Source organism: Nocardia sp. N2S4-5 (assembly GCF_044628355.1).
In the GTDB taxonomy this organism is placed as follows: domain Bacteria; phylum Actinomycetota; class Actinomycetes; order Mycobacteriales; family Mycobacteriaceae; genus Nocardia; species Nocardia wallacei_B.
The window spans coordinates 6,710,039-6,731,418 of record NZ_JBIUPM010000001.1; the positions used below are offsets into that span (position 1 = coordinate 6,710,039).

Here is a 21,380-nt window from a genome sequence, read left to right on the forward strand (position 1 = left end):
AACTGACCCGCGCCGGGCACGCGCACCGCGCGGTTCCGCCGATATCACCCTCGTGCCCGGGACCAGCGAAGAATCATGCAGCGATGGACGTCACCCGGGCAGTGCCGCCGCAGCCGGACCAGGCCGGCAAGTGGAGCGTGCCCACCGAGACGTCGGCCCTTCCGGACCCCGGGCGGGAGACGATTCCGGACCGGGCGCACGGGGAGATCCTCGAAGACGGTGTGCTGCTGGGCAATCGGTACCGGCTGACCGAGCGACTCGGGCAGGGCGGGATGGGCACCGTGTGGCGGGCCCACGACACCGTGATGGACCGCGATGTCGCCGTCAAGGAGCCGCGCCTGCCGGAGCCGCTGCCCGAGGAGAGCCGGCGGACGGCGTTCGCGCGGCTGGAACGCGAGGCCCGCGCCGCGGCGCAGATCGACCATCCGGCGGTGGTCACCATCTTCGACGTGATCTCCGAGGACGGGCGGCCCTGGATCGTCATGGAGCTGATCGAAGGCCGGACGCTCGCCGACGTCCTGACCGGCGGCACGCTCTCACCCGCGGCGGCCGCGCGGATCGGGCTCCCGATCGTGCGCGCACTGGCCGCCGCCCACGCCCGCAAGGTGCTGCACCGCGACGTGAAACCGTCGAACGTCATGCTCGGCCCCGGCGGCCGGGTCGTGCTGACCGACTTCGGGATCGCCCACATCGAGGGGGAGACGCCGGTGACGCGCACCGGCGCCCTCATCGGCTCGGCCGACTACACCGCGCCGGAGCGGGTGCTGGGCCGGGTGCCGGGTCCGGAATCGGATCTGTTCGCGCTCGGCGCGCTGCTCTACACCGCGGTCGAGGGCTTCTCGCCGTTCTGGCGCCAGACGCGGCACGCCACCCTGCAGGCCGTGCTCCGCGCCGCCCCGCAGGCGCCGTTGCACGCCGGTGAGCTGTCGGATCTCATCATGGGGCTGCTCGACAAGGAGCCCGGCAGGCGACCGAGCGCCGCGGCGGCCGCCGCCGTCCTGGCCCGCGTCGCGGACCCGGACTCGGCGCGCGAAAGCTTGTCGCGCAAGGGGTTCCGGGTTCGGAAAGGTCTCCGCGCGGGTCACCCGAACCGGCTCCGGACCGCGGTCGCCGCGCTGATCACCGTCGTCGTCACGGTCGCCGGTGTCGTCGGGGCGGTGTGGGCCGGTGATCTCGGTGGCCGCTCCGGGACGGGGACTGCCTCCGCCGCGGTGCCGGCCGGGTGGAAGACCGAGCGCAGGGGCGGCATCTCCATCGCCGTCCCGGCCGCCTACGAGCCGTACGACCTGTACGACCACGGAGGCGGGGTGGCGTTCCAGCTGGCGAAGGGGCAGATCCATCAGGAACTGCTGGTGCTGCGCTGGGATGTACCCGCCGGGACACCCCGCGAGCGCGCGGACTACTGGTACCGGCTGTACCGGGAGAGCACCAGGATCACCGAACAGCAGGTGACCCTCGCCGAGGTGGCGGTGAACGGGCGGCCGAGCATGTCCGTCACCATGACCTTCCGGGGCGACGCCGGGCAGCTGTGGCGCAAGCGGGAACTGTTCTACGACGCGGACGGTCGGCCGTGGCGCGTCGTCGTCGACTGGGCCATCGACAACGAGCTGAATACCGGCGGCGACGACCTCTTCGAAGGCGCTGTGCGGACGTTGCGGACCTATTAGTCTGGGGCGCACCGGCGGGCGCGGAGTGCCGAAATCCCGCCCGGTCCACGGCGAGCCCCCGCTCGTCGCCGCCGGGAAAGTGCTTTTATGCGTGGATCGGGTGCATCGGAGCAGGGATGCCGGTCTCTCCGCACCCTTACGCTCCGATCGAGGCGTACCCGGTGTCCATGCGGTACAGCACAATTCGAGGAGATCCGATATGCGCAGACCCCGCTTCACCCACCGTCTCACCGTGACCGTCGCGGCCGGGCTGATGGCCGCCGGACTCGCGGCCGGGCCCGCCGCCGCTGACCCGGCGCCGGACTGGACCGTCGCCGTGCAGAGCCTGCACGCCGCCGCGGCCGGAAATCCGGCGGCCGAGCAGGCCGTGGACCGACTCGCCGCCGCCCTGCCCGCGCGTTTCGACGTGGCGCTGCCTGCGCAGCCGTTCCAGATTCCCGCGCAGTCCGACATCGGCCGTGGCGGCGGGCCCGGCGTCTACGGTTCGGGAATCGCGCTCGGCCTGGACGGATTCCGGTTCGGGTTCTTCGGCGGTCCGGGGACCATCGCGCCGAATCAGAGCGGCGCGCGGCTGGACGTGGTGTGGCTCAATCTGTCCAACGGTCGCAGCGGTACCAACACCCTCATCGAGCACCAGGACATTCCGGTCGACACCACGATCCGCACGGCCGTCCTCGATCCCGGCCCCGGCATGGTCGTGGCCGCCGTCTACGGCACCCTGTGGCACCGCTGGCCCGTGCCGGTGAGCGACGCCAACCCCGACGGCTTCCAGTACCAGCTCGGCACTATTTCGGTGCCGTCGTTCGGAGCGGTCTACAACTGACGCGTGCCGTTGGCGCCCGGGTGTGTGTGGCCTGGGCGCCAACGGGTTTTCGGCGGTGAGATGCAGCTCCCGGGGCGGTGATCTTGCGGCGCGCCCGCACGGGACGGATGTCGAATGGCATGCTGGGTAAGGGATTCGGCCCGGTACAGCGCGTACGGCGCAACTTCTATGATGGTGGCTTGCGTAACATGCAAGTATGGCGGATCAGCTGGACCTGAACCTGCTGCGTGTGTTCGACGCGCTGCTCCGGGAGGGCGGCGTGACGGCGGCCGCCGAGCGCCTGCATCTGTCGATCCCCGCGACCAGCCGAGCGCTGGGCCGGTTGCGGCGGGCGATGAACGATCCGATCCTGGTGCGCGCGGGCCGGGGGATGGCGCCGACGCCGTTCGCGCTGCGCACCGCGCCCCGGGTGCGGTCGCTGCTCGAGGAGGCGTCGGCGTTGATCACCGCCGACCGTGAGGTCCGGATCGCGGAACTGGCGCGCACCTTCACGATTCGCATCAACGACGGGGTCGCCGCGACCCTGGCGCCGGCGGTGGTCGAGGCCACGGCCGCGGTCGCGCCCGGCGTCACGCTGCGTTTCGTCGCGGAGGGCAGCGAGAGCGCCGAGGCTCTCCGCGACGGCTCGGTCGATCTGGATATCGGTGTCGGCGACGACACTGCGCCTGATATCCGCACCGCCGCGCTGTACCGGGAACGCTTGGTCGGCACGGTCCGGACCGCCAGCCCGCTCGGGCGGCACCGGCGGCCCACACTGGCGCAATTGTGCCGCCACCCGCATGTCTCGGTGTCGCGGCGAGGACGCGCCCGCGGCCCGCTCGACGACGCGCTCGAGGCCGAGGGATTGCAGCGAACCGTCGCCGCCGTCGTCCCTACCTTTCCCGTCGCCGCGTTCCTGGCCGCGTCCAGTGGCTACGTCGCCCTCGTCCCGCAACGTCTCGCCGAACAACACGGCCACGCCCTGGGGCTGCGCTGGTTCTCCATCAATGCCCCGTTGCCGGAGGTGGAGATCCAACTCTCCTGGCACGCTCGGCTGGATGCCGACCCGGCACAGCGCTGGCTCCGCGACACTATCCGTGCCGCCCTTCAGCCCCTGGCTGTATAGCGCCTGCCGTGGTGTGAGAAGGGAAGCACTGCAACATATTTCAGAAACCAACGCATCCGGCACACCGCCGCCGCGGTGGTGATTGGGTGGCGGGTGGGTATCCCGTGGTGGCTGTTCGTTATTCGGTGCCGTTGGGGGCGAAAAGTGGTCCCGCGGTAGGGGAGACGGCGGGCACGTTCAGCAGGCGGGCCGCCGACCACAGGGTTACCTGAGTGGCGGTCAGGACCGGGCCACCGGCGGCCCGTTCGAGTTCGCCGGTGAGATGGCAGGCGTGCAGGGCGGTCTCGGGGAGCAGGACGGCTTCCGCGGCGGGGTCGGCGGAACGCTGGACGAGATCCACGATCCGGTCGGGTGGCCAGGCGGCCAAGGCGCGGTCCGAGCCCGCGGCGGCGTCGACGCGCCGCACGATCTCGGCCCCGGCCTCGCGCACGCGCTCGACGAAGTGGTCGGAGACGTCCGCGTCGTAGACCGAGGCCAAGGCGACCTTGCGCAGGCCGAGGTAGCGGATCGCCTGCTGGTACGCGGCCGTGGTGCTCGTCGCCGGACGTCCGCTGATGCGGGCGAGGGCGCGCAACTGTTCCTCGACCCCCGCCGCGCCGTCCAGGAAGCTGGCGCTCGTGACGGCGAAGGCCACCACGTCGACATCGTGTCCCGCCAGCGCCTCGGGCAGCACCCGCTCCAGGTGCGCCACCGAGCCCAGCCGCCGCAGCGCATCGATGACCTGCGCGAGAGTCAGCGCGGCCAGATCGTCCACGTCGTCGGGCCACGGTACATAGACGACCTCGACATCGAGCGCGGGTTCGAGTTGCCCTGCGAGATCGAGGAAGTCGTCCTCTCCGGCATTCGGGGTGGGATACAGCAGGCCCACGCGCGCTCCCTCACTCACAGCCGTGCATGCTAACGGACGCCGGTGCCACCATGACACGACAGGGAAGCCATGCGACGCGGACCACGAGCGGGAAGGTTCACCCGGTTGTCGGCCGTCGTGGTGGTCGCGGCCGCCGGGCTGGGATTGTTCGTCCCGTGGCCGACGCGCGGTCTCATGGTCGTGGCGGCGCATCCGCTCACCTGCCTGGCGGCGGCCGTCACGGCGTACGGCGACTCCGGGCGGGGATGGACCGGCGGCGACTCGACCTGGTCGGCCGCCTTGCCGGACGGTCGCGAGGTCTTCGCCTTCTCCGACACCTTCCTGCCCCCGATCGACCCGCCGGGCAGACCACCGGATGCCGGGTTCGTGCACAACTCGTTCGTCGTCCGCGACGCCGAGGGCAGGTGGTCCACCGTCCTCGGCGGGTCCGCCGAGCGTCCGGCGGCCGTCGTCGCGCCCGCCGATCCGGCGCACTGGTTCTGGCTCGGCGCGGCGACGTATCTCGGTGGCGCACTTCAGGTTCCGGTTTCCGAGTGGACATCGTCCGGTCCGGGCGCGCTCGACATCGCCTTCGCCGGCTCGTCGGTGGCGCGATTCGACCCACACGACCTGCACCGGCCCGTGTCGGTCACGCCGCTGCCCCGAACCCGCGGAATCCTCTGGGGGCAGTGGGTGCAGCCGGAGGGCGACCGGACGTACGTCTACGGCGTCGAGATCGCCGGAGACCGTAAGTATCTCCACGTGGCTCGCGTGACCGGTACCGACCTGCGCGGCGAATTCACCTTCTGGACCGGACACGGATGGTCGGCCGCCGAAGCCGATTCGGCCCGCGTCACCGACGGCATCAATGCCGAGTTCTCGGTGCACCGACTGCGCGAGGCCGAATACCTGCTCGTCACCATGGACGGCGCCAACGGTTTCAGCAACCGCCTCATCGGCCGCTACGCCCCCACGCCCCAAGGACCTTTCGGCCCCGCCACCACTCTGTACATCACGCCGGAAACAGGCCCGTCAGGCACCTACCACGACCCCGACATCTACACCTACAACGCCCACGCACACCCCGAATTCTCCACCCCGACAAGACTTGCCATCTCCTACAACGTAAACAGCCTGGACACCACCCCCGGCGGCGACGTATACCGCCACGCGAGCATCTACCGCCCCCGCTTCATCGAGGTGGACTTGGCAGGCAATGCCCCGCCGCGAGCACCGGATGCCGCGCGGTCGGCTTGCCCCTGACGCCGAAAGCCTTGCCGCCCAGTATAAGTGGCATCGCTATTGGGTGGTGGTATGGCGCGTCCTTCGATAGTGGTGTAATCCACCGTGCCTGCGAGCACTGTACTTCGGCTGTCAAAGCCCTTCGGCCGCAAGGTAAATCGCTGAGGTTGACCTGTCGGGCGTTAGACCGACGGTGTGACGAGTTCGTCGGCGACCCAGCGTGCGACCTGCGGGGGATAAGGGGATGGCAGGCCGAGGACGATGTGGGGGAAACCGGCGTCGAGGGCCGCGCGGATCGCCTTGCGGGTGTCGTCCGGCTGGTCGTAGGACACCGGGAGGAAGATCGAGCGGGTGATGGTGGCGGGGTCGCGTCCGATGTCCGCGCAGTAGCGGTCTACCAGGGCGCTGCGCTCGAGGCAGTCGTCCAGGTCGCCGCCCGGGATGTTCCATAGATCGGCGTGCTCGGCGACCAGGCGCAGGACTCCGGCCGAGCGGCCGCCGATCATGATCGGGGGGTGCGGACGCTGCACGGGCTTCGGGTTGCTGATCGCGCCGGTGAGCCGCACGTACTCGCCGTGGAAGTCGAACGGTTCGGTCTCGGTCCACAATCGCCGGATCACCGTGAGGGCCTCCGAGAGATCTCCGACGGCATGGCGGGCGTCGTGATATGGCAGGCCGTGCGCCTCGTACTCGCGCCGCGCCATCGGGATGCTGGGCCGGGAACCCGCGCCGATGCCGAAGTCGAGCCGCCCGCCGGAGACGATGTCGACCGTGGTGGCGATCTTGGCCAGCACGGCGGGCGGCCGGAAACGGTTGCTGGTCACCAGCAGTCCGAGGCGCAGCCGCCGGGTCTGCGCGGCGAGGGCCGACAGCAGCGTCCAGCCTTCGTGGATCGGCCCGTTCAGATCGCCCGCGATCGGCAGCAGGTGGTCGAACAACCACGCGTGTTCGATCTCGGGGACGGTGTCCGCCTCGTGCCAGACCCGCAGGATGTCGTGGTAGTCGACCTGCATCGGAGCCGTCATGATGCCGAAGCTGGGAGTGGGGTTGTGCGCCATGGTCGTTCGTCCTTCCGGGCCGCGCCGAGCGAGAGCGGGCGGCGTCCTGCCGGGTGTGGCATTCTGAGAGCAAGCGGAACCTTGTTCCGATAACCAACATACGGAACTGTGTTCCGCTTGCCAAGTGGTGGTGAGGGAGGAGGCCGCGCGATGGCCGACAACGAGGGCGGCGCGAGACCGGCCGCGCGCAAGCGAGCCGACGCGCGGCGCAACGAGGAGACGCTGCTGGACGCGGCCGCCGCGGCGTTCGTCGCGTCCGGCGTCGACGTGCCGGTGCGCGATATCGCCGCCCGCGCCGGAGTCGGCGTCGGCACGATCTACCGGCACTTCCCGACGCGGGCCGATCTCATCGTCGCGGTCTACCGGCATCAGGTGGAGGCCTGCGCCGAGGCCGGTCCGACGCTCGCGGCGACCTGCGGCACTCCTCATGCGGCACTGGCGCGTTGGCTCAACCTGTTCGTCGACTTCCTCGTTACCAAGCACGGCCTCGCCGAGGCGCTGCGGTCCGACGACGCCGCCTTCGGGACGCTGCACGCCTACTTCCTCGACCGCCTCGTCCCCGTGTGCGCCGAACTGCTCGACACCGCCGCGGCGGCGGGCGAGATCCGCCCCGACATGGAGGCCTACGAACTGCTGCGCGCCGTCGGCAACCTGTGCATCGGCGCCGGCGCCGACCCGCGCTACGACGCCCGCCGCATGGTCGAACTCCTCGTCGCGGGCCTGCGCCGCACCTGAACCACAACCGGAACCGCGTTCGATGTTGATTCTGGGCGCTCGGGCTCCTTAGGGACTTTGGTCCCTAATCTGCCCGAAAGTTGCTCGCGCTACTGGCGTTCTGCCAGTCCGGCCGGTCAGTATGATCTTGCGCGACGGTCTCCATCGGGGGGAGACGCTCACCCGGGCCGCTATCGGGTCGTGCCGATTCTCTTTGTCCTGCAAGGGGGATATCTCATGAGCAAGCGACTCATCGCCCTGTTCGTCCTACCGTCCGTCGCTGTGCTGGTGTTCGCGCTCGGCCTCGGACTCCTGACACCCGCCGCATCCTCGCTCGGCGTGCCGACGTTCGTCGTCGGCGTGGTCTCCTGCGCACTGCTCGGGGCGGGACTCGGAACGGTTCCGCACCTGATCGCGGCGCGGCGGAACGCCCGCGAGCAGCGGGGCGCGGCCGAGACGACGCACGCGCCGGGCGAATTCGCTCACGAGAACGGCGCGCGGCGTAACGGGATCCGCCAGTCGACCGGGCGGGAAGCCACGGGCGGCTGAAAAGGCGGCGTCGCCGGTCGCTATGGAGAATGGGTAGGGCCCGCCGATGACGTCCGTGGCCCGAAGGGGGCGACCGCCATGCACGATGACCGCCGGTTGGTCGAGGATCGCCTCGGGCGGGTCCTCACGGAACGGATAGTCCCCGCGATCTACCCCGAATCGGTGCCGCTGCGGGCCTCGATCTGGGTCGCGCCGGACGAGCCGGTGTCGGTGGCCGAGGGCTTGGCCGCGCCCCGGACACCCGTCGAAACCGGGGATCGTTGGGGCGCGCCGTGGGGCACGAGCTGGCTCACGGTCGAGGGGACGGTACCTGCCGCGTGGTCGGGCCGGACCGTCGAGGCCGTCATCGATCTGGGCTTCGACGAGACCATGACGGGCTTTCAGTGTGAGGGCCTGATCTATCGCCCGGACGGGTCGCCGGTGAAGGGTCTGCATCCGCGCAGCCGGTGGGTGCGCGTGGCGGCCCCGGCGGTCGGCGGCGAGCAGGTGTTGCTGCATGTCGAGGCGGCCTCGAACCCGATCATCCCGTTCTTCGGCCCGACCCCGCTCGGCGACAAGGCCACCGCCGGCGTCGAACCCCGGTATCGCCTGGGCCGGATGGATCTCGTGATCTTCGACGACGAGGTCTGGAACCTGGTGCAGGATCTGGAAGTGCTCGGCGAGCTGATGCACGAACTGCCCGAGGATTCCGCCCGCCGCTACGATCTCGTCCGCGCGATCGACCGGGCTCTGGATGCCGTGGACCCCCTGCGGGTCGGCGACACCGCGGCGGCGGCCCGCGCCTGTCTGGCCGAGGCGCTCACCGCGCCCGCGACACCGTCCGCGCACACCGTGATCGCGGTCGGCCACGCGCACATCGACACGGCGTGGCTGTGGCCGCTGCGCGAGACGGCCCGCAAGGTGGCGCGCACCACCGCCAATATGACGGCGCTGCTCTCCGACGAGCCCGAATTCGTCTTCGCCATGTCGCAAGCCGCGCAGTACGACTTCGTCAAGTGCACACGTCCGGAGGTCTACGAGCGGATCGTGACGGCCGTCGCGGAGGGGCGCTTCGTACCGACCGGCGGCATGTGGGTCGAGTCCGATACGAATATGCCGGGTTCGGAGGCGATGGCGCGGCAGTTCGTGCACGGCAAGCGGTTCTTCCTGGACGAGTTCGGGATCGAGAACGAGGAGGCCTGGCTGCCCGACACCTTCGGCTTCGCCGCCGGGCTGCCGCAGATCATCAAGGCGGCGGGTTCGAAATGGCTACTGACGCAGAAGATCTCGTGGAGCCAGGTCAATCGGTTCCCACACCACACCTTCCTCTGGGAGGGTATCGACGGCACCCGGATCTTCACCCATTTCCCGCCGGTCGACACCTACAACTGCGCGCTGCACGGCAGCGAGATCGCGCACGCGGCAAGGAATTTCAGGGACAAGGGCCGCGCCTCGATGTCGCTGGCGCCGACGGGCTGGGGCGACGGCGGCGGCGGGACGACGCGGGAGATGATCGCGAGGGCCGCCCGGCTGCGCGACCTGGAAGGCTCGCCGAAAGTGCGGTGGGACAAGCCCGCCGGCTTCTTCGCCCGCGCCGAGGCCGAGTATCGGGACCCGCCGGTGTGGGTCGGCGAGCTGTACTTGGAACTACACCGCGGCACACTGACCAGTCAGGCGAGGACGAAGCAGGGCAATCGGCGCAGCGAGCACCTGTTGCGGGAGGCCGAGCTGTGGGCGGCCACCGCGGCCGTGCGCGAAGGCTTCGCGTACCCGTACGCCGAACTCGATCGGCTCTGGAAAGCGGTGTTGCTGCACCAGTTTCACGACATCCTGCCCGGCTCGTCGATCGCCTGGGTGCATCGCGAGGCCGAGCGAACGTACGCGGAGGTCGCCGCGGAACTGACGGCCGTCATCGAGCACGCACAGTCGGCGCTCGGCGGCGGACGGCCCGGTCCCAACCTCTGCAATGCGACGCCGCACGAGTGGCGATCGGTCCCGGCCGGTGGCGCGGCGGCCCCCGCCGAGCAGGGCGCTCCCTGCGTACCGGCCGAGCGTCCGGGTGGGGGATTCGTTCTCGACAACGGGCTGCTGCGAGCCGAAGTGGACGAACGCGGCCTCGTCGTATCGGTCTACGACCTCGAGAATCGGCGCGAGACACTGCCTCCGGGCGCGGCCGCCAACCTGCTCCAGCTGCATCCGGACCTGCCGAACGCGTGGGACGCGTGGGATGTCGACCGCTTCTATCGCAACCGGGTCACCGACCTCACCGATGTGGATTTTGTTGTGGCGGAAGCGGATACGCCGACTTCGGCGCAGGTGCGGGTCGGCCGCTCGTTCGGCGCGTCCAGGGTCGAGCAAGCGGTGACGCTGCGCTCCGGCGAGCGGGCCCTGGTCATCGACACGCGGGTCGAGTGGCACGAGACCGAGAAGTTCCTCAAACTGGCCTTCCCCCTGGACATTCGCGCCGACCGGTACGCCTCGGAGACCCAGTTCGGCCACTTCTACCGGCCCACGCACACCAATACCAGCTGGGAGTACGCGCAGTTCGAGGCGTGCAACCACCGCTTCGTCCACCTCGCCGAGCCGGGCTGGGGCGTGGCGGTGGCCACCGACTCCACCTACGGCCACGATGTCAACCGCACGGTCCGCGCCGACGGTGGCACCACGACGACACTTCGGGTCTCCCTGTTGCGCGCGCCGCGCTTCCCCGACCCGGAGACCGACCACGGCGATCACCGGTTCCGGCACGTACTGCTGCCGGGCGCCTCGATCGGCGATGCGGTGCGGGCGGGCTATCGCGTGAACCTCCCGTGGCGGTCGGGCGGTCTCGCCGAACCCGTCGCACCCCTGTTCACCGTTGCCGACGACGCGGTGGTGACCAGCGCCGTCAAACTCGCCGACGACGGCAGCGGCGACGTCGTGCTGCGCGTCTACGAGGCGCACGGCGGCCGCGCTTCGACAGTGGTGACACCGGGTTTCGAGGCCACCGGATTCCGGGTCTGCGATTTGCTGGAGCGACCGCTGCCCGAGGCTGCCGTCGCGGTGGCGGAGGGTGCCGGGGTTCGATTGCGGCTGCGGCCTTTCCAGCTCGTGACCCTCCGGTTCGCCCGTGCACCGAAATCCTGAGCCGCGCTTCGGACGCCCTTTGATCAGCGTTGTTGCCGGGTCGTCGAGGTGCGTGGAGTATCGGAGGTAGCCGGCCGACGACGCTCGGGCAGTGTCGGGCGCGGCTTCGACATCGGCGACGAATCTGTGGCGGACCCGTATGGTCCCGCGTTCGCCGGTTAGACCAACTGGACGGTCTGTAATAGCGGCGTTCCGGCAAACGATCACCCCGCGGCAGACGCGGTGGCCGGGTCGTGGTGCCCGAGACCCGGCCGGTGATACCGGCACCGGAAAGGATCGAATGTGATGACAGGAACCCTGGTCGATGTTCCGACCGCCCGGCAGGTCGCCCAGCCGGATCCCGGCGCCGTTCCGCAGCCGACGGCCGGTGGGCCGGGTCCGCGGAACATCTGGCAGCAGGCGAAGACGGTCTTGGTGACGCGGGTGGCAGGCCCGCAGCAACTGGTGACGACACCGCGGCTGGTGGTACCGATCGGGCACAACCAACTCGCGTTCCGCACCTCCTCCTACGCACCCGAGGCCGAGCAATTGGCGCGCGACGGCCGGGTCGTCGTGCAGCCCGGTGATTGGCGCGGCAGTCCCGTCCTCGGATCGCATCAACTGCAGGGACGCGCCCAGGTGGTGACCGGCGGCACTTTGGTCCCCTTCGTCCAGTCGGAGCTGGACGCCAAATACCGCTGGCAGATTCCCCTGGCTCGCATGGCCCATCGCCTGGCCCGCGGCACGGCACCCTACGGCGACATCATCGTCCTGGTCACCGTGTACGACCCAGTCCTCATGCTGCCCCCATCTCGCTGACCCGATGCCTGGCCCGCTGACCAGATGCCCGGCCCGCTGACCAGATGCCCGGCCCGCTGACCCGGCGCCCGGCCCGCTGACCCGGCGCCAGGCCCGGCTCGGTTCGTCCGGGCCGGGCTCCGTTGTGCCGGGCAGGTTGGTTGTGTCGGGCCGGGTTCCGTTGTGTCGGGCAGATTGCTTGCGGCGGGCCAAGTTCGGTTGTGCGGGGCATGTTGGTTTGCGGTGGGCTGGATTCGGTTGTGTGGGGCGGATTGGTTTGCGTCACCTGGTTCGGTTGCGCCGGACCGGTCTGCTTGCTGCGGCTCGGTTTACTTGCATCAGGCTGGTGTTGGGCTGAGCCGGCTTGTGTCAGACCGGGTTTCGTTTGCCGGTAGAGCGAACTTGCTGGGTGGGTTTACTCATTCGACCGCAATAGGCCGTGGGCTATGAGGTCGACCAAGGCTTCGGCGCGCTGGGCTGGGCCGGGGAGGGATTCGGTGGCCGCGGCTATGCCGTTGGCGAGGTGTAGGACATCGTCGACCGTGGCGGTCCGGGTGAGGGAGTGCATCGTCTGGCGGCGGGTGCTGCGGTTCAGAAGTTTCGGTTGGGTGGAACGAGCCCATCCCTGGTGGGGGCGCTGCGGCTCAGGAGTCGAGTAGGCGGGCGAGTGCGGCCGAGCCGTCGAGCAGGGCGCGGGAGCGCGTGTCGATGCTTGCCTCTCTGGCGGCCAGAGCAGCGCGAACGTCGTTGCCCCGGAACGCGTTCCGCAGTTGCGGCAAGAGGTCGCGGAGTGCGGGGATGCGGTATCCGGCGAGGCGGAGTTGGTGCACGAGGCGCGCGTCCCGCACGTCGTCGGGCGTGTATCTGCGGGCGCGGGTCGAATATCGGCCGGGCGCAACGAGTCCCACGGACTCCCAGTGCCGCAGTGTCGAGGGGCGCACGCCGAGCGCGCCGGCCAGTTCGGAGATGGTCATCGCGTCCGAGGGCCGGGTGTCCGCGAGTGGCTCCTCGGCGATGGCGCGGACGGCCGCGGCGGCCAGTGCGAGATCGCGGCGCTCGCGGTCCAGGCGGGCATGGGCCGCGTCCAGTAGCGCGAGCATGCCGGTGACGGGGCGTCGATGGGCGGCGCGCACGATCTCCTTGGCCTCGACCGGTCCCGCGCCAGCCGCCAGCGCTCGATAGGCGCGCGCCGCGTGCACATGGGATTCGTCGTAGATCCGGTAACCGCTGTCGGTGCGCGCCGCCGGAGGCAGTACGCCGAGGCGCTCCAGATTGCGGATCTGCTGTACGGAGTAGCCGGCGCGGCGGGCGACATCGACCGTCCGCAGATTCGGCGAGTTGCGACTTCTCACTCGATCACCTCGGCAATTCGGCCCGGAGTCTCCACAAGCACTTCAATGTAACGCTGGAATGCGTGAGTATCGACGAGATCATCGAGTTCATCGAATCGCTCGGCGGAGTGCTGGTGCTGCGGCCGGGCCCCGGCGACGGCACTCCCGAGATCGCCTGGGGCGACGTGTTCTTCTACTACGCGCCCGACGGCCGGGTGCCGACCGCGACCCAGCCGTTCGCGACCATCGTGACCAAGGACTACCCCGACGATCGCGGTTCCCGGTTGGATCGGCCCGGCGCCTTCCGCGTGAACATCAGCGCCGGTAAGGACGCCTTCACCGCGTGGACCGGCTACCCGCCACGCGAAAGCGCAAGTCGCGGTGGCGATTCCGGTATCGGTGACACCGTGCTGGCCCATCCTGTCTACGGCGGCGCGGGCTGGTTGGCCGTGGTCGATCCCGGGCCGCGCACCCGGGAGCCGATCCGGGAACTGCTCCGTGCCGCCCACGACCGCGCTCGCACGCGTTACCGGCGGCGCAGCGAGTAGCGCCGCTCGAAGGTGCGACCCGGATCACCGTGCCGCACGGCTTGACCTCAACCATTGTTGAGGAGTGAGGCTGAGGCGTTCGGCACACCGAGGATCCGGGAGGACCGCATGACCACCACGATCACCGACACGGCACCGCACGAGTGGCTGCGCGCGGCCGCGCGCCCCGTGCTCGGCACCGATTCCACCGACACGGGCGCCGACCTGAACGCCCTGGCCGACAGCTTGGCGACGGCGACAGTCGTGGGGATCGGGGAGTCGACTCGGTTCTCCCGGCAGACCTACGGCGTGCGGGACCGCCTGTTTCGCCGGTTGGTGACCGAGCACGGGTTCCGGGCCCTCGCGATCCAGGATTCCGTGCCGTCGGGCGAGCGCATCGACGCGTATGTCGCGACCGGCGCCGGGGACGCGCGCTCGGTGCTCGCGCAGGCGTGGCGGCCCTGGCGCACCGCCGAAACGGTGGCCACGCTGGAATGGATCCGGGAGTTCAACCGGACCCACCCGGACGATCGGGTGCGCGTGTTCGGCGTCGAGCCGGTCGCGGCGCAGCTCGCCGATTACGATGTCGCGCTCGAGCACGTCCGGCGGATTGCGCCGGAGCGGGTCGCGGAACTCGAGGCGTATCTGTCGGTCATCCGCACCGCGCACCGCATCGACGAGCACGTCCAGCGGCACCAGGGCATCCACCCGGGCCGCCCGTTCGCCGAGCACGCGCGCGACGCGCTGGCGCTGCTGGAGTCGCTGTCGCCGGGCGGCGAGGCCGCGGCCGAGCACGCGGAGGCGATCGAGCGGGTCCGTCGCATCGTCACCTTCCACGAGAACAGCGTCGCCGGACTCGGCGGGTTCGGCCGCGACGAACGACCGTCGGCGCAGACCATCATCGACCGGCACGACGCCACAGGCGTGCGCATCGTCTACTGGGACGGCCTCGCGCACACGGCCGGACTGGCGATCGAGGTCGGCGGGGCGGATGCCGACACCTTCATCGGTGCGGGCGCGCATCTGCGGCGGCACTTCGGCTCGCGGTACGCGTCGGTGGCCGTCGGTTTCCACCACGGCGACCTCGGCGTCGCCACCGCGCCAGTGCCCGCGCCCGATCTGATCGACGCGACCCTGGCGGCGGTCGACCTGCCCGCGTTCTACGTCGATCTGCGCGGCGAGGTCCCGGCCGCGGCCGAACAGTGGCGGCAGGGACCGGCGCAGGCCCGGGTGATCAGTGGCGTCTACGACCCCGCCAAGGATGCCGACGCCCGGCTGCGATTGTCCTCCCTGCACGGCGCTTTCGATGTGCTGATCCACATCCGCGAGACCGCGCCGGTCCGATGGCTGCCGGAATTCGACTCCGCGCAGCCTGCTTAGACGCGAGGTAACCCGTTGCGGCGGTTCACAACCCGTGATCTGGTAGCACTGCCGCGGCGAGGCAGTTGCGCCGGTTGACAACTCGTGGCCGGGCAGCACTGCTCGCGGCAAGGCAGCTGTGACGGTTTACAACTCGTGCCCGGGCCGCACTGCCGCGGCGAGGCAGCGCAGGGCGTCGGTGAGTGCGGCCTGCTGAGCACCGGTGAGCCGATCGGTGAGAGTTGTTTCGTAGTCCAGCAATTCGCGCACCACGCGCCCGATCACCTCGTGCCCCTCATCGGTCAGCGTGACCAGGATGCCGCGCCGGGACGAGGTGGTCGGTGCGCGCGTGATCAGTCCCGCGGCCTCGGCGCGCGCCAGGCGCTGTGAGATGGCCCCGGCGGTGACCAGACTGCGGCCGGTGATCTGCCGGGTGGTGAGTTGATATGGCGGGCCCGCCCGGCGCAGGGTGCTGAGCAGATCGAGGGTCGACTCGTCGATGCCGAGCCGCTGCAGAGTGCGCTGCCGCTCGTCGGCGAGCAGCTTCGCCACGCCCCACAGCGGGGTGATGATCTCGATGGATCGGGTTCGCGCGCCGGGCAATTCGCGTTCCCAGGCCGCGGCGATCTGTGCCGCCGTCGGCACTGTGTCGAGTGTCATTCGTATTGTCCCGATTCTCCCGAGCGGTGTATGTTTAGCGCTAAATATATCCGACGGAAGGGAACCGATGGCGAGAACGATCGTGGTGACCGGCGGCAGCCGCGGGCTCGGGCGAGCGGTCGCGCGGCGCTTCACCGAGCTGGGGGAGGAGGTGGTGATCACCGGACGCTCCGACCGCGTGCGGCGGACCGCCGACGAGCTGGGTGTGCTCGGAATCCAATGCGACGCAACGGATCCGGCGAGTGTCGAGAGCTTCGCTACGCAGGTAGGCCCGGGTGTGGATGTGCTGGTGAACATGGCCGGGGGCAATGCCGATTTCGCGGGCCCCGAACCGGAGTCACTGGCGGCGACCGCGCGGCGCTGGCGCGACAACCTGTCCGCGAACCTGCTCAGCGCGGTCCTCACCACCACGGCCCTGCGGGATCGGCTGCGCTCGGGCGGGTCGGTGATCAATATCGGGTCGATCGGCGCCGAGCACGCCGCGAGTTCCTACGGCGCGGCCAAGGCGGCCCTGGCCGCCTGGTCGGCGGGCCTGTCGGCGCAGCTCGGCCCAGCCGGGGTGACGGTGAACGCGGTGTCCCCCGGATACATCGAGGACACCGATTTCTTTCAGGGCCGTCTCACCGACGAACGACTCTCCCAGCTCGTCGCGGCCACCCACGACAAGCGGCCGGGGCGGCCCGAGGAGATGGCCGGGCTGGTCGAGTTCCTGGCCTCGCCGCAGGCCCGCCACCTCACCGGGCAGACGATCCATCTCAACGGCGGGGCGTACACCACCCGCTGAACGGGATCACCGCAGCGAGACCACCTTCGCCTGTCCGGTGACGACGATGTCGTTGGCGTCCACCAGCGCGACTCGCACCTGGACCGTCTGCCCGGCCGACAGCGGCGCCTGTTCGCCGTTCGCCCCGGCCAGCACGATGACGGCGGTCTGCTGGGTGCCGTCGCAGGTCACCTGGTCCTGGGCGCCGGAGGCCGAGGGGCTGTCCGCGTTCGGGTCGCCGACCATCGCGCGGATGGCGGTCACCCCGGCCGCGGCCTCGCAGTTGTAGTCGACGCCGATATTTGCCGGGCCGACGCCGGTGAGGTCGATGGTGTTGGCGGCCAGGGCGGGCGCGGCGGTCGCCGCCACGGCCAGTCCCATCGTCGCGAAGGTGGTCGCCATCAGGGCGGGACGTCGGTAGTTCCGAAAAGTCGCCATGGATCTCGGTCCTCCTGCGTAGCGGAAGTGGATCACGGACACGATCAGAGAACACCGCGGCGCTCAGCGCACCACACGTCCATGCTCCCGTATCGCTCGCCCGCGGCACAGCACATCGCGGCAAAAGGCGGCTGACCTGCGCGAGGTCAGGGATTGAGCAGCCGGTCCGCCCACTCCAGATGTTCATCGATGCCGGAGACGGCGAACATCAGATCGACGAAGGTGTCCTCGTAGCCGTTGTCGGTGAGCAACCGCAGCGTCTCGGCGACCTGCTCGATCCGGCTGCCCGCGGCGACATTGACGCGCACGAACGTGTGGATGGCTCGCGGGTCGCGACCGGCGGCGCGGGCGGCTTCGTCGATCACCGCGCGCTGTTGCTCGAGTTCGTCGGCGCGGTGCGTGCGGCCCGGCACTTGCACCACCGCGAGCCAGCCGTCGGCGCGCCGCCCGACCCGGGTCAGGCCCGGCGGGGTGAACGCTCCCAGATAGATCGGCGGGTGCGGGCGCTGCGCCGGTTTCAGATCCACCCACGACGGCGGGACGGTCCAGTGCCGACCGCGGTGCTCGACCGGATTCGTGGTCCACATCGCGGCCAGGACGTCGAGGAGTTCATCGAGCCGGGCGCCGCGTTCGCGCAGCGGCACACCCGCCGCCTCGAATTCCTCCGGCGACCAGCCGATGCCGAACCCGGGCAGCAACCGGCCGCCGCTGACCACATCGATGCTGGTCAATTGCCTGGCCAGGGCGACGGGCGGATACCACGGCGCGACAAGCACATTGCTGCCCAGCCGCGCGGTCGTGGTCGCCGTCGCCGCGACCGTCAGCGCGACCAGCGGGTCCAGGACGGTGCGGAACTCCGCCGGGATGCTGTCCGTGCCGGCGTACCCCCGGACCGGATGCGTCGGGGCGAGGAGCCGATCGCCGACCCACAGGCTGCCCGCGCCCAGCCGCTCGGCTGTCGATGCGAAGCGGGCGATGTCGTCGTAGGCGGACTTTCCGAATTGCGGCAGCGCGAATCCCAGCATGCCGGTGAGGCTAGCTGGAAAAACCGGTGAGTTCAATATTTATGACCAATCGGTAGAGGGACGGCTTTGCCGATTCGGCAAAGAACTTTGTCGAAACCGTAGCGGCGGAGGCAGGTTGGAGACGGCCGGTTCGGACACCGGCCTCGGCAGTCAGGAGACGAACCATCATGGACGCACAGTTCTGGGACGAGCGGTACGGCAGCCGCGATCTACTGTTCAGCGGCGAGCCGAACGCGGTGCTGGTCACCGAGGTCGCGGGCCTGCCGCCGGGACAGGCGCTCGATGTCGGCTGTGGCGAGGGTGGTGACGCGCGCTGGCTGGCAGGCCGGGGCTGGCAGGTCACCGCCGTGGACATTTCGCGGGTCGCGCTGGAACGCGCCGAGGCCGTCGGTGTGCCGGGGCCGGGCGCGGTCGCCTGGACCCGCGCGGACCTGACCGCCACGGCTATGCCCGCCGCGGCCTTCGACCTGGTCTCGGTGCAGTACTTTCCCTTTCCTCGGCAACCGGGCCCGCGCGCGCTGCGCGGTCTGATCGACGCCGTGGCCCCGGGCGGCATCCTCCTCTTCGTCGGCCACGACCCGGCCGACCTCACCGGTCACGAGGACATCGACCCCACCGCGTTCTATCACCCCACCGACATTCCGGCCCTGCTCGACTCCGGCTGGGTCGTCGAGACTTCCGAAACCCGCCCCCGCACCGGACCGCCGCCCGCCGGAACGCACCACATCCACGACGTGGTCCTGCGTGCCCGCCGCGGTCGCTGAGCCCGTTACGAATAGTCGCGGAAGGTCATGAGGAAGCCGGCCGCGGCGAGGCAGAACAGGGCGGCGTAGGTGACGACGCGGAGGGGGAGCCACGGAATGTCCTGCACCCACAGGCCGGTGATCATGGCCGTGAGCATCATCAGCGTCCCGTAGAACGGTGTTCGCTTCGGGTGTTTGCCCAGGCGAGGTCCCATGGTGAGGGGCTACCCGATCCGGGTCGCACGATTCGACGGCGTGTCTGCGCGTACGGAGGCGACGAGGACGGCACCGTGTACGGGTGCAGGTGAGTGCGGGCCGGTTTCGTCGTGTCTACGACCCGAGCGTGGGGGAGACGCGGCCGTGGTACATCAACGATCACACGGTGGTGCGGGGCTCGGACGGTTGGCATCTGTTCGGCATCACGGGTACCGAACCGGCCGACCCGTGGCGGGAGGTCGCTTTCGCGCACGCGACCGCCGATCGGCTGGCCGGGCCCTGGACGAAACGGCCGCCCGTGCTGACCGCCGATCCGGATTACGGGGAGACCCACCTGTGGGCGCCGTACGTGATCCGCGCCGACGACCGGTATTTCATGTACTACGACGGCGGCGGGACCGACCGCACCGCCACGGCGATGAATCTCGCCACGTCCACCGATCTGCGGCGCTGGACTCGTCACCCGGGCGGTCCGCTGTTCCGCGACGGCTACGACGCCCGTGATCCGATGGTGTTGCGGCTCGGGGACCGCTGGGTCATGTACTACTGCGCGACCAGCGAGCCGGGCGGCGGACACCATGTGGTCGCGTACCGGACCAGCACCGATCTGGTGCATTGGAGCGACCGCGCCATCGCTTACACGGACCCCAGTACCGGGACCGGCGCCGGACCCACCGAGTCGCCGTTCGTGCTGTGCCACAAGGGTTCCTGGTATTTGTTCATCGGCCCGCGGCCCCGCTACGTCGGCACCGACGTCTTTCGCAGCGACGACCCGCTGCACTTCCGGGCCGCGGACAAGGTCGGTCATATCGCGGCGCACGCGGCGGAGATCGTCGACGACGGCGGGACGTTGTGGATCACCCGCGCCGGGTGGGGACAGGGCGGCGTGCACATCGCGCGGCTGCGGTTCAGAGACTGACGGCAGGCCGCGACAGACGTGCGGGGTCCGTGGAAGAATCCGGACCGATATCGGCGGAACCGAGCGTCACCGGGAGGACCGCATGCCCACGCACGCGTTGACGCAGCAGAACTTCGACCGGACCATCTCACGCGGCGGCATCGTGCTGGTGGACTTCTGGGCAGGGTGGTGCGGCTGGTGTTCCCGGTTCGCGCCGATCTACGAGGAATCGTCGAATCAGCATCCGGACATCCTGCACGGGACCGTCGACACCGAGGCCGAACAGGCGCTCACCGCGGCCGCGCAGATCACCAGCCTGCCCACGCTGATGGGTTTCCGGGAGGGATTGCTGGTCTACACAAAGCTCGGCTTCCAGACCTCCGCCGAGCTGGAGGATGCCGTTCAGTCCATCCAGTGGATGGATATGGAGCAGGTGCGCCGCGAACGCGGTGCGCAGCAGCCGGAGGCGCCGAGTCCGGTTGCGCCGCCACGGGTTGCGGGTCTGGCGGCAGGACCGGCCCGGTACGGCTGGCCGGGACTGAAAGCTCATTGATCGACTTCGGCCCGGGGCTTGGGTCGCTGCTCTCGTTTCGCAAGCCGGGCAAGATGTCGGCTGCGGTTCAGCTCGGCCCGTCCAGTCGGTAGCCGTCGAACAAGCGTCCGCCGAACGAGTCCAGGACGGCTGTGACGGTGGTAGCCATGGGCGCCGGGTTGCCGGCCGCGACCGCACGTACGGCGTCGGCCAGTGATCGGGCGTAGTCGGTGCCGTTGGCCTGATCGAACGCAACCAGTTCGCGCTGCAATCGCTTGCCGCCCGCACTCCAATGCCGGTGGCCGGTCAGGATCAGGTCGGCGGTCTGGATCCACAGCGTGGTCCCGATCAGCAGCCGTTCGTCCTGATCGGTCGCGCCGGACAGGTCGTCCAGCAGATCGGTGAGGCCGTAGCGGGCGGACCGTAATTCCGTCTCGCTCAACGCCTTCGGCCCCGCCGCCAGCTTCCGCAACGACTCCTCGCGTAACCGCGCACCGCTGCCGTCTCGATCGACCAGCACCACCGACCGCCCGACCAGCCGCAACGTCCCGGGCCTCCGCCGCTCGCCCTCGACTCGGCGAAAATACGCCATCGACGCCTCGGTCTGCACGAACAACTCCACCGGCTTCCCCCGATGCACCAACGACTCTCGGTACGGTGCGGGCGGCCCCGCGAGCAGTACGGTGATATCCAAATCCGATGTGGTGGTGGCGGTTCCGTCCGCCGTGCTGCCGCCCAGCCATGCCGCCCGCGCCTCCGGAAACCGTTCCCGCACCAGCTGTTCCGCGAGTTCGAAGTCGTCCGGTTTCATGCCGCCATGGTGGCACCGGACCCAGCGGCGGGGAAGGGCTCCGGCCTGAGCGGTCGCAGATCGACGCCGGACGGTAGATATCGCCACGTCGGCACGGATTGTGTCCGTGCAGGCCGGAGCGCAGTTATCCCCAGTTCGGAGGACCATCCCCAGAGTCTCCGTTTCCCCAGGTCGGCTTCGTGGACGGCCG

General features: G+C 70.0%; 22 protein-coding genes. 14 read left to right on the top strand and 8 right to left on the bottom strand.

Going from position 1 to position 21,380, the window contains the following annotated elements:
- Positions 1-83: 83 nt before the first annotated feature.
- The 3 genes from ACFMRZ_RS31035 to ACFMRZ_RS31045 all read left to right on the top strand — a co-directional run bounded on the left by ACFMRZ_RS31035 (position 84) and on the right by ACFMRZ_RS31045 (position 3,595).
- A complete protein-coding gene (locus ACFMRZ_RS31035) occupies positions 84-1,667 on the top strand; it encodes a serine/threonine-protein kinase (protein ID WP_400181802.1) in 1,584 nt (527 codons plus the stop codon).
- Positions 1,668-1,866: 199 nt separating this feature from the next.
- Positions 1,867-2,490 (top strand): hypothetical protein, encoded by a 624-nt coding sequence (locus ACFMRZ_RS31040; protein WP_400181803.1) that lies wholly within the window; start codon positions 1,867-1,869, stop codon positions 2,488-2,490.
- Between the two features lie 196 nt (positions 2,491-2,686).
- The gene (locus ACFMRZ_RS31045) at positions 2,687-3,595 is read left to right on the top strand and encodes a LysR family transcriptional regulator (protein ID WP_400181804.1); all 909 of its coding nucleotides are present in this window, start codon (positions 2,687-2,689) and stop codon (positions 3,593-3,595) included.
- A gap of 118 nt (positions 3,596-3,713) precedes the next feature.
- On the opposite strand, the gene ACFMRZ_RS31050 is transcribed toward ACFMRZ_RS31045, so the two are convergent.
- On the bottom strand, positions 3,714-4,481 hold the full coding sequence (locus tag ACFMRZ_RS31050) for a hypothetical protein (RefSeq protein WP_400181805.1): 768 nt from the start codon (positions 4,479-4,481) through the stop codon (positions 3,714-3,716).
- Between the two features lie 87 nt (positions 4,482-4,568).
- Here ACFMRZ_RS31050 and ACFMRZ_RS31055 point away from each other — a divergent pair, with 87 nt between their 5' ends.
- Complete coding sequence (locus ACFMRZ_RS31055; protein ID WP_400181806.1) at positions 4,569-5,705, top strand: hypothetical protein; 1,137 nt, start codon at positions 4,569-4,571, stop codon at positions 5,703-5,705.
- Positions 5,706-5,866: 161 nt separating this feature from the next.
- On the opposite strand, the gene ACFMRZ_RS31060 is transcribed toward ACFMRZ_RS31055, so the two are convergent.
- The gene (locus ACFMRZ_RS31060; protein WP_400181807.1) at positions 5,867-6,742 is read right to left on the bottom strand and encodes an LLM class flavin-dependent oxidoreductase; all 876 of its coding nucleotides are present in this window, start codon (positions 6,740-6,742) and stop codon (positions 5,867-5,869) included.
- Between the two features lie 150 nt (positions 6,743-6,892).
- On the opposite strand from ACFMRZ_RS31060, the gene ACFMRZ_RS31065 reads away from it, so the two are divergent.
- The 4 genes from ACFMRZ_RS31065 (at position 6,893) to ACFMRZ_RS31080 (ending at position 11,908) form a co-directional block, all read left to right on the top strand.
- Positions 6,893-7,477 (top strand): TetR/AcrR family transcriptional regulator, encoded by a 585-nt coding sequence (locus ACFMRZ_RS31065; protein WP_400181808.1) that lies wholly within the window; start codon positions 6,893-6,895, stop codon positions 7,475-7,477.
- Between the two features lie 216 nt (positions 7,478-7,693).
- Positions 7,694-8,005, top strand: a complete 312-nt coding sequence (locus tag ACFMRZ_RS31070) for a hypothetical protein (protein WP_400181809.1) — start codon at positions 7,694-7,696, stop codon at positions 8,003-8,005.
- Between the two features lie 78 nt (positions 8,006-8,083).
- Positions 8,084-11,110 (top strand): alpha-mannosidase, encoded by a 3,027-nt coding sequence (locus ACFMRZ_RS31075; RefSeq protein WP_400181811.1) that lies wholly within the window; start codon positions 8,084-8,086, stop codon positions 11,108-11,110.
- Between the two features lie 285 nt (positions 11,111-11,395).
- A complete protein-coding gene (locus ACFMRZ_RS31080; RefSeq protein ID WP_280271190.1) occupies positions 11,396-11,908 on the top strand; it encodes a hypothetical protein in 513 nt (170 codons plus the stop codon).
- A gap of 623 nt (positions 11,909-12,531) precedes the next feature.
- Here the strand turns inward: ACFMRZ_RS31080 and ACFMRZ_RS31085 are convergent.
- Complete coding sequence (locus ACFMRZ_RS31085) at positions 12,532-13,239, bottom strand: MerR family transcriptional regulator (RefSeq protein ID WP_400181812.1); 708 nt, start codon at positions 13,237-13,239, stop codon at positions 12,532-12,534.
- Positions 13,240-13,301: 62 nt separating this feature from the next.
- Between ACFMRZ_RS31085 and ACFMRZ_RS31090 the strand changes: the two genes are divergently transcribed.
- Both ACFMRZ_RS31090 and ACFMRZ_RS31095 read left to right on the top strand, forming a co-directional pair.
- A complete protein-coding gene (locus ACFMRZ_RS31090; RefSeq protein WP_280271192.1) occupies positions 13,302-13,766 on the top strand; it encodes a DUF6194 family protein in 465 nt (154 codons plus the stop codon).
- Between the two features lie 108 nt (positions 13,767-13,874).
- Positions 13,875-15,125: an erythromycin esterase family protein gene (locus ACFMRZ_RS31095; RefSeq protein ID WP_400181813.1), complete on the top strand. Its 1,251-nt coding sequence runs from the start codon at positions 13,875-13,877 to the stop codon at positions 15,123-15,125.
- Between the two features lie 126 nt (positions 15,126-15,251).
- Here ACFMRZ_RS31095 and ACFMRZ_RS31100 read toward each other — a convergent pair whose 3' ends face one another.
- On the bottom strand, positions 15,252-15,764 hold the full coding sequence (locus ACFMRZ_RS31100) for a MarR family winged helix-turn-helix transcriptional regulator (RefSeq protein WP_280271194.1): 513 nt from the start codon (positions 15,762-15,764) through the stop codon (positions 15,252-15,254).
- Between the two features lie 67 nt (positions 15,765-15,831).
- On the opposite strand from ACFMRZ_RS31100, the gene ACFMRZ_RS31105 reads away from it, so the two are divergent.
- Positions 15,832-16,548 carry an SDR family NAD(P)-dependent oxidoreductase gene (locus ACFMRZ_RS31105; RefSeq protein ID WP_400181814.1) on the top strand — a complete coding sequence of 239 codons (717 nt, stop codon included), beginning with the start codon at positions 15,832-15,834 and terminating at the stop codon, positions 16,546-16,548.
- Positions 16,549-16,554: 6 nt separating this feature from the next.
- Here ACFMRZ_RS31105 and ACFMRZ_RS31110 read toward each other — a convergent pair whose 3' ends face one another.
- Both ACFMRZ_RS31110 and ACFMRZ_RS31115 read right to left on the bottom strand, forming a co-directional pair.
- Entirely contained in the window at positions 16,555-16,965 is a 411-nt protein-coding gene (locus tag ACFMRZ_RS31110; RefSeq protein WP_280271196.1) for a hypothetical protein, read from the bottom strand.
- Positions 16,966-17,111: 146 nt separating this feature from the next.
- A complete protein-coding gene (locus tag ACFMRZ_RS31115) occupies positions 17,112-17,990 on the bottom strand; it encodes a TIGR03619 family F420-dependent LLM class oxidoreductase (RefSeq protein ID WP_400181815.1) in 879 nt (292 codons plus the stop codon).
- A gap of 167 nt (positions 17,991-18,157) precedes the next feature.
- Here ACFMRZ_RS31115 and ACFMRZ_RS31120 point away from each other — a divergent pair, with 167 nt between their 5' ends.
- Positions 18,158-18,754 carry a class I SAM-dependent methyltransferase gene (locus ACFMRZ_RS31120; protein ID WP_400181816.1) on the top strand — a complete coding sequence of 199 codons (597 nt, stop codon included), beginning with the start codon at positions 18,158-18,160 and terminating at the stop codon, positions 18,752-18,754.
- A gap of 5 nt (positions 18,755-18,759) precedes the next feature.
- Here the strand turns inward: ACFMRZ_RS31120 and ACFMRZ_RS31125 are convergent, their stop codons facing one another.
- Entirely contained in the window at positions 18,760-18,948 is a 189-nt protein-coding gene (locus ACFMRZ_RS31125; RefSeq protein ID WP_280273192.1) for a hypothetical protein, read from the bottom strand.
- A 128-nt stretch (positions 18,949-19,076) separates the two neighbouring features.
- On the opposite strand from ACFMRZ_RS31125, the gene ACFMRZ_RS31130 reads away from it, so the two are divergent.
- Both ACFMRZ_RS31130 and ACFMRZ_RS31135 read left to right on the top strand, forming a co-directional pair.
- Complete coding sequence (locus ACFMRZ_RS31130; protein WP_400181817.1) at positions 19,077-19,868, top strand: glycosyl hydrolase family 32; 792 nt, start codon at positions 19,077-19,079, stop codon at positions 19,866-19,868.
- A gap of 82 nt (positions 19,869-19,950) precedes the next feature.
- Positions 19,951-20,400: a thioredoxin family protein gene (locus ACFMRZ_RS31135; RefSeq protein ID WP_400181818.1), complete on the top strand. Its 450-nt coding sequence runs from the start codon at positions 19,951-19,953 to the stop codon at positions 20,398-20,400.
- A 67-nt stretch (positions 20,401-20,467) separates the two neighbouring features.
- On the opposite strand, the gene ACFMRZ_RS31140 is transcribed toward ACFMRZ_RS31135, so the two are convergent.
- Positions 20,468-21,190 (bottom strand): nucleotidyltransferase domain-containing protein, encoded by a 723-nt coding sequence (locus ACFMRZ_RS31140; protein WP_400181820.1) that lies wholly within the window; start codon positions 21,188-21,190, stop codon positions 20,468-20,470.
- Between the last annotated feature and the right edge of the window lie 190 nt (positions 21,191-21,380).

Excerpts from the sequence above, each read along its gene's own strand:
- ACFMRZ_RS31065 (WP_400181808.1), top strand. The coding sequence starts at position 6,893 with ATGGCCGACAACGAGGGCGGCGCGAGACCGGCCGCGCGCAAGCGAGCC.
- ACFMRZ_RS31095 (WP_400181813.1), top strand. The coding sequence starts at position 13,875 with ATGACCACCACGATCACCGACACGGCACCGCACGAGTGGCTGCGCGCG.
- ACFMRZ_RS31070 (WP_400181809.1), top strand. The coding sequence starts at position 7,694 with ATGAGCAAGCGACTCATCGCCCTGTTCGTCCTACCGTCCGTCGCTGTG.
- ACFMRZ_RS31125 (WP_280273192.1), bottom strand. The coding sequence starts at position 18,948 with ATGGGACCTCGCCTGGGCAAACACCCGAAGCGAACACCGTTCTACGGG.
- ACFMRZ_RS31140 (WP_400181820.1), bottom strand. The coding sequence starts at position 21,190 with ATGAAACCGGACGACTTCGAACTCGCGGAACAGCTGGTGCGGGAACGG.
- ACFMRZ_RS31115 (WP_400181815.1), bottom strand. The coding sequence starts at position 17,990 with ATGCTGGGATTCGCGCTGCCGCAATTCGGAAAGTCCGCCTACGACGAC.
- ACFMRZ_RS31110 (WP_280271196.1), bottom strand. The coding sequence starts at position 16,965 with ATGGCGACTTTTCGGAACTACCGACGTCCCGCCCTGATGGCGACCACC.
- ACFMRZ_RS31105 (WP_400181814.1), top strand. The coding sequence starts at position 15,832 with ATGGCGAGAACGATCGTGGTGACCGGCGGCAGCCGCGGGCTCGGGCGA.
- ACFMRZ_RS31100 (WP_280271194.1), bottom strand. The coding sequence starts at position 15,764 with ATGACACTCGACACAGTGCCGACGGCGGCACAGATCGCCGCGGCCTGG.
- ACFMRZ_RS31080 (WP_280271190.1), top strand. The coding sequence starts at position 11,396 with ATGACAGGAACCCTGGTCGATGTTCCGACCGCCCGGCAGGTCGCCCAG.
- ACFMRZ_RS31040 (WP_400181803.1), top strand. The coding sequence starts at position 1,867 with ATGCGCAGACCCCGCTTCACCCACCGTCTCACCGTGACCGTCGCGGCC.
- ACFMRZ_RS31120 (WP_400181816.1), top strand. The coding sequence starts at position 18,158 with ATGGACGCACAGTTCTGGGACGAGCGGTACGGCAGCCGCGATCTACTG.
- ACFMRZ_RS31075 (WP_400181811.1), top strand. The coding sequence starts at position 8,084 with ATGCACGATGACCGCCGGTTGGTCGAGGATCGCCTCGGGCGGGTCCTC.
- ACFMRZ_RS31045 (WP_400181804.1), top strand. The coding sequence starts at position 2,687 with ATGGCGGATCAGCTGGACCTGAACCTGCTGCGTGTGTTCGACGCGCTG.
- ACFMRZ_RS31135 (WP_400181818.1), top strand. The coding sequence starts at position 19,951 with ATGCCCACGCACGCGTTGACGCAGCAGAACTTCGACCGGACCATCTCA.
- ACFMRZ_RS31060 (WP_400181807.1), bottom strand. The coding sequence starts at position 6,742 with ATGGCGCACAACCCCACTCCCAGCTTCGGCATCATGACGGCTCCGATG.
- ACFMRZ_RS31035 (WP_400181802.1), top strand. The coding sequence starts at position 84 with ATGGACGTCACCCGGGCAGTGCCGCCGCAGCCGGACCAGGCCGGCAAG.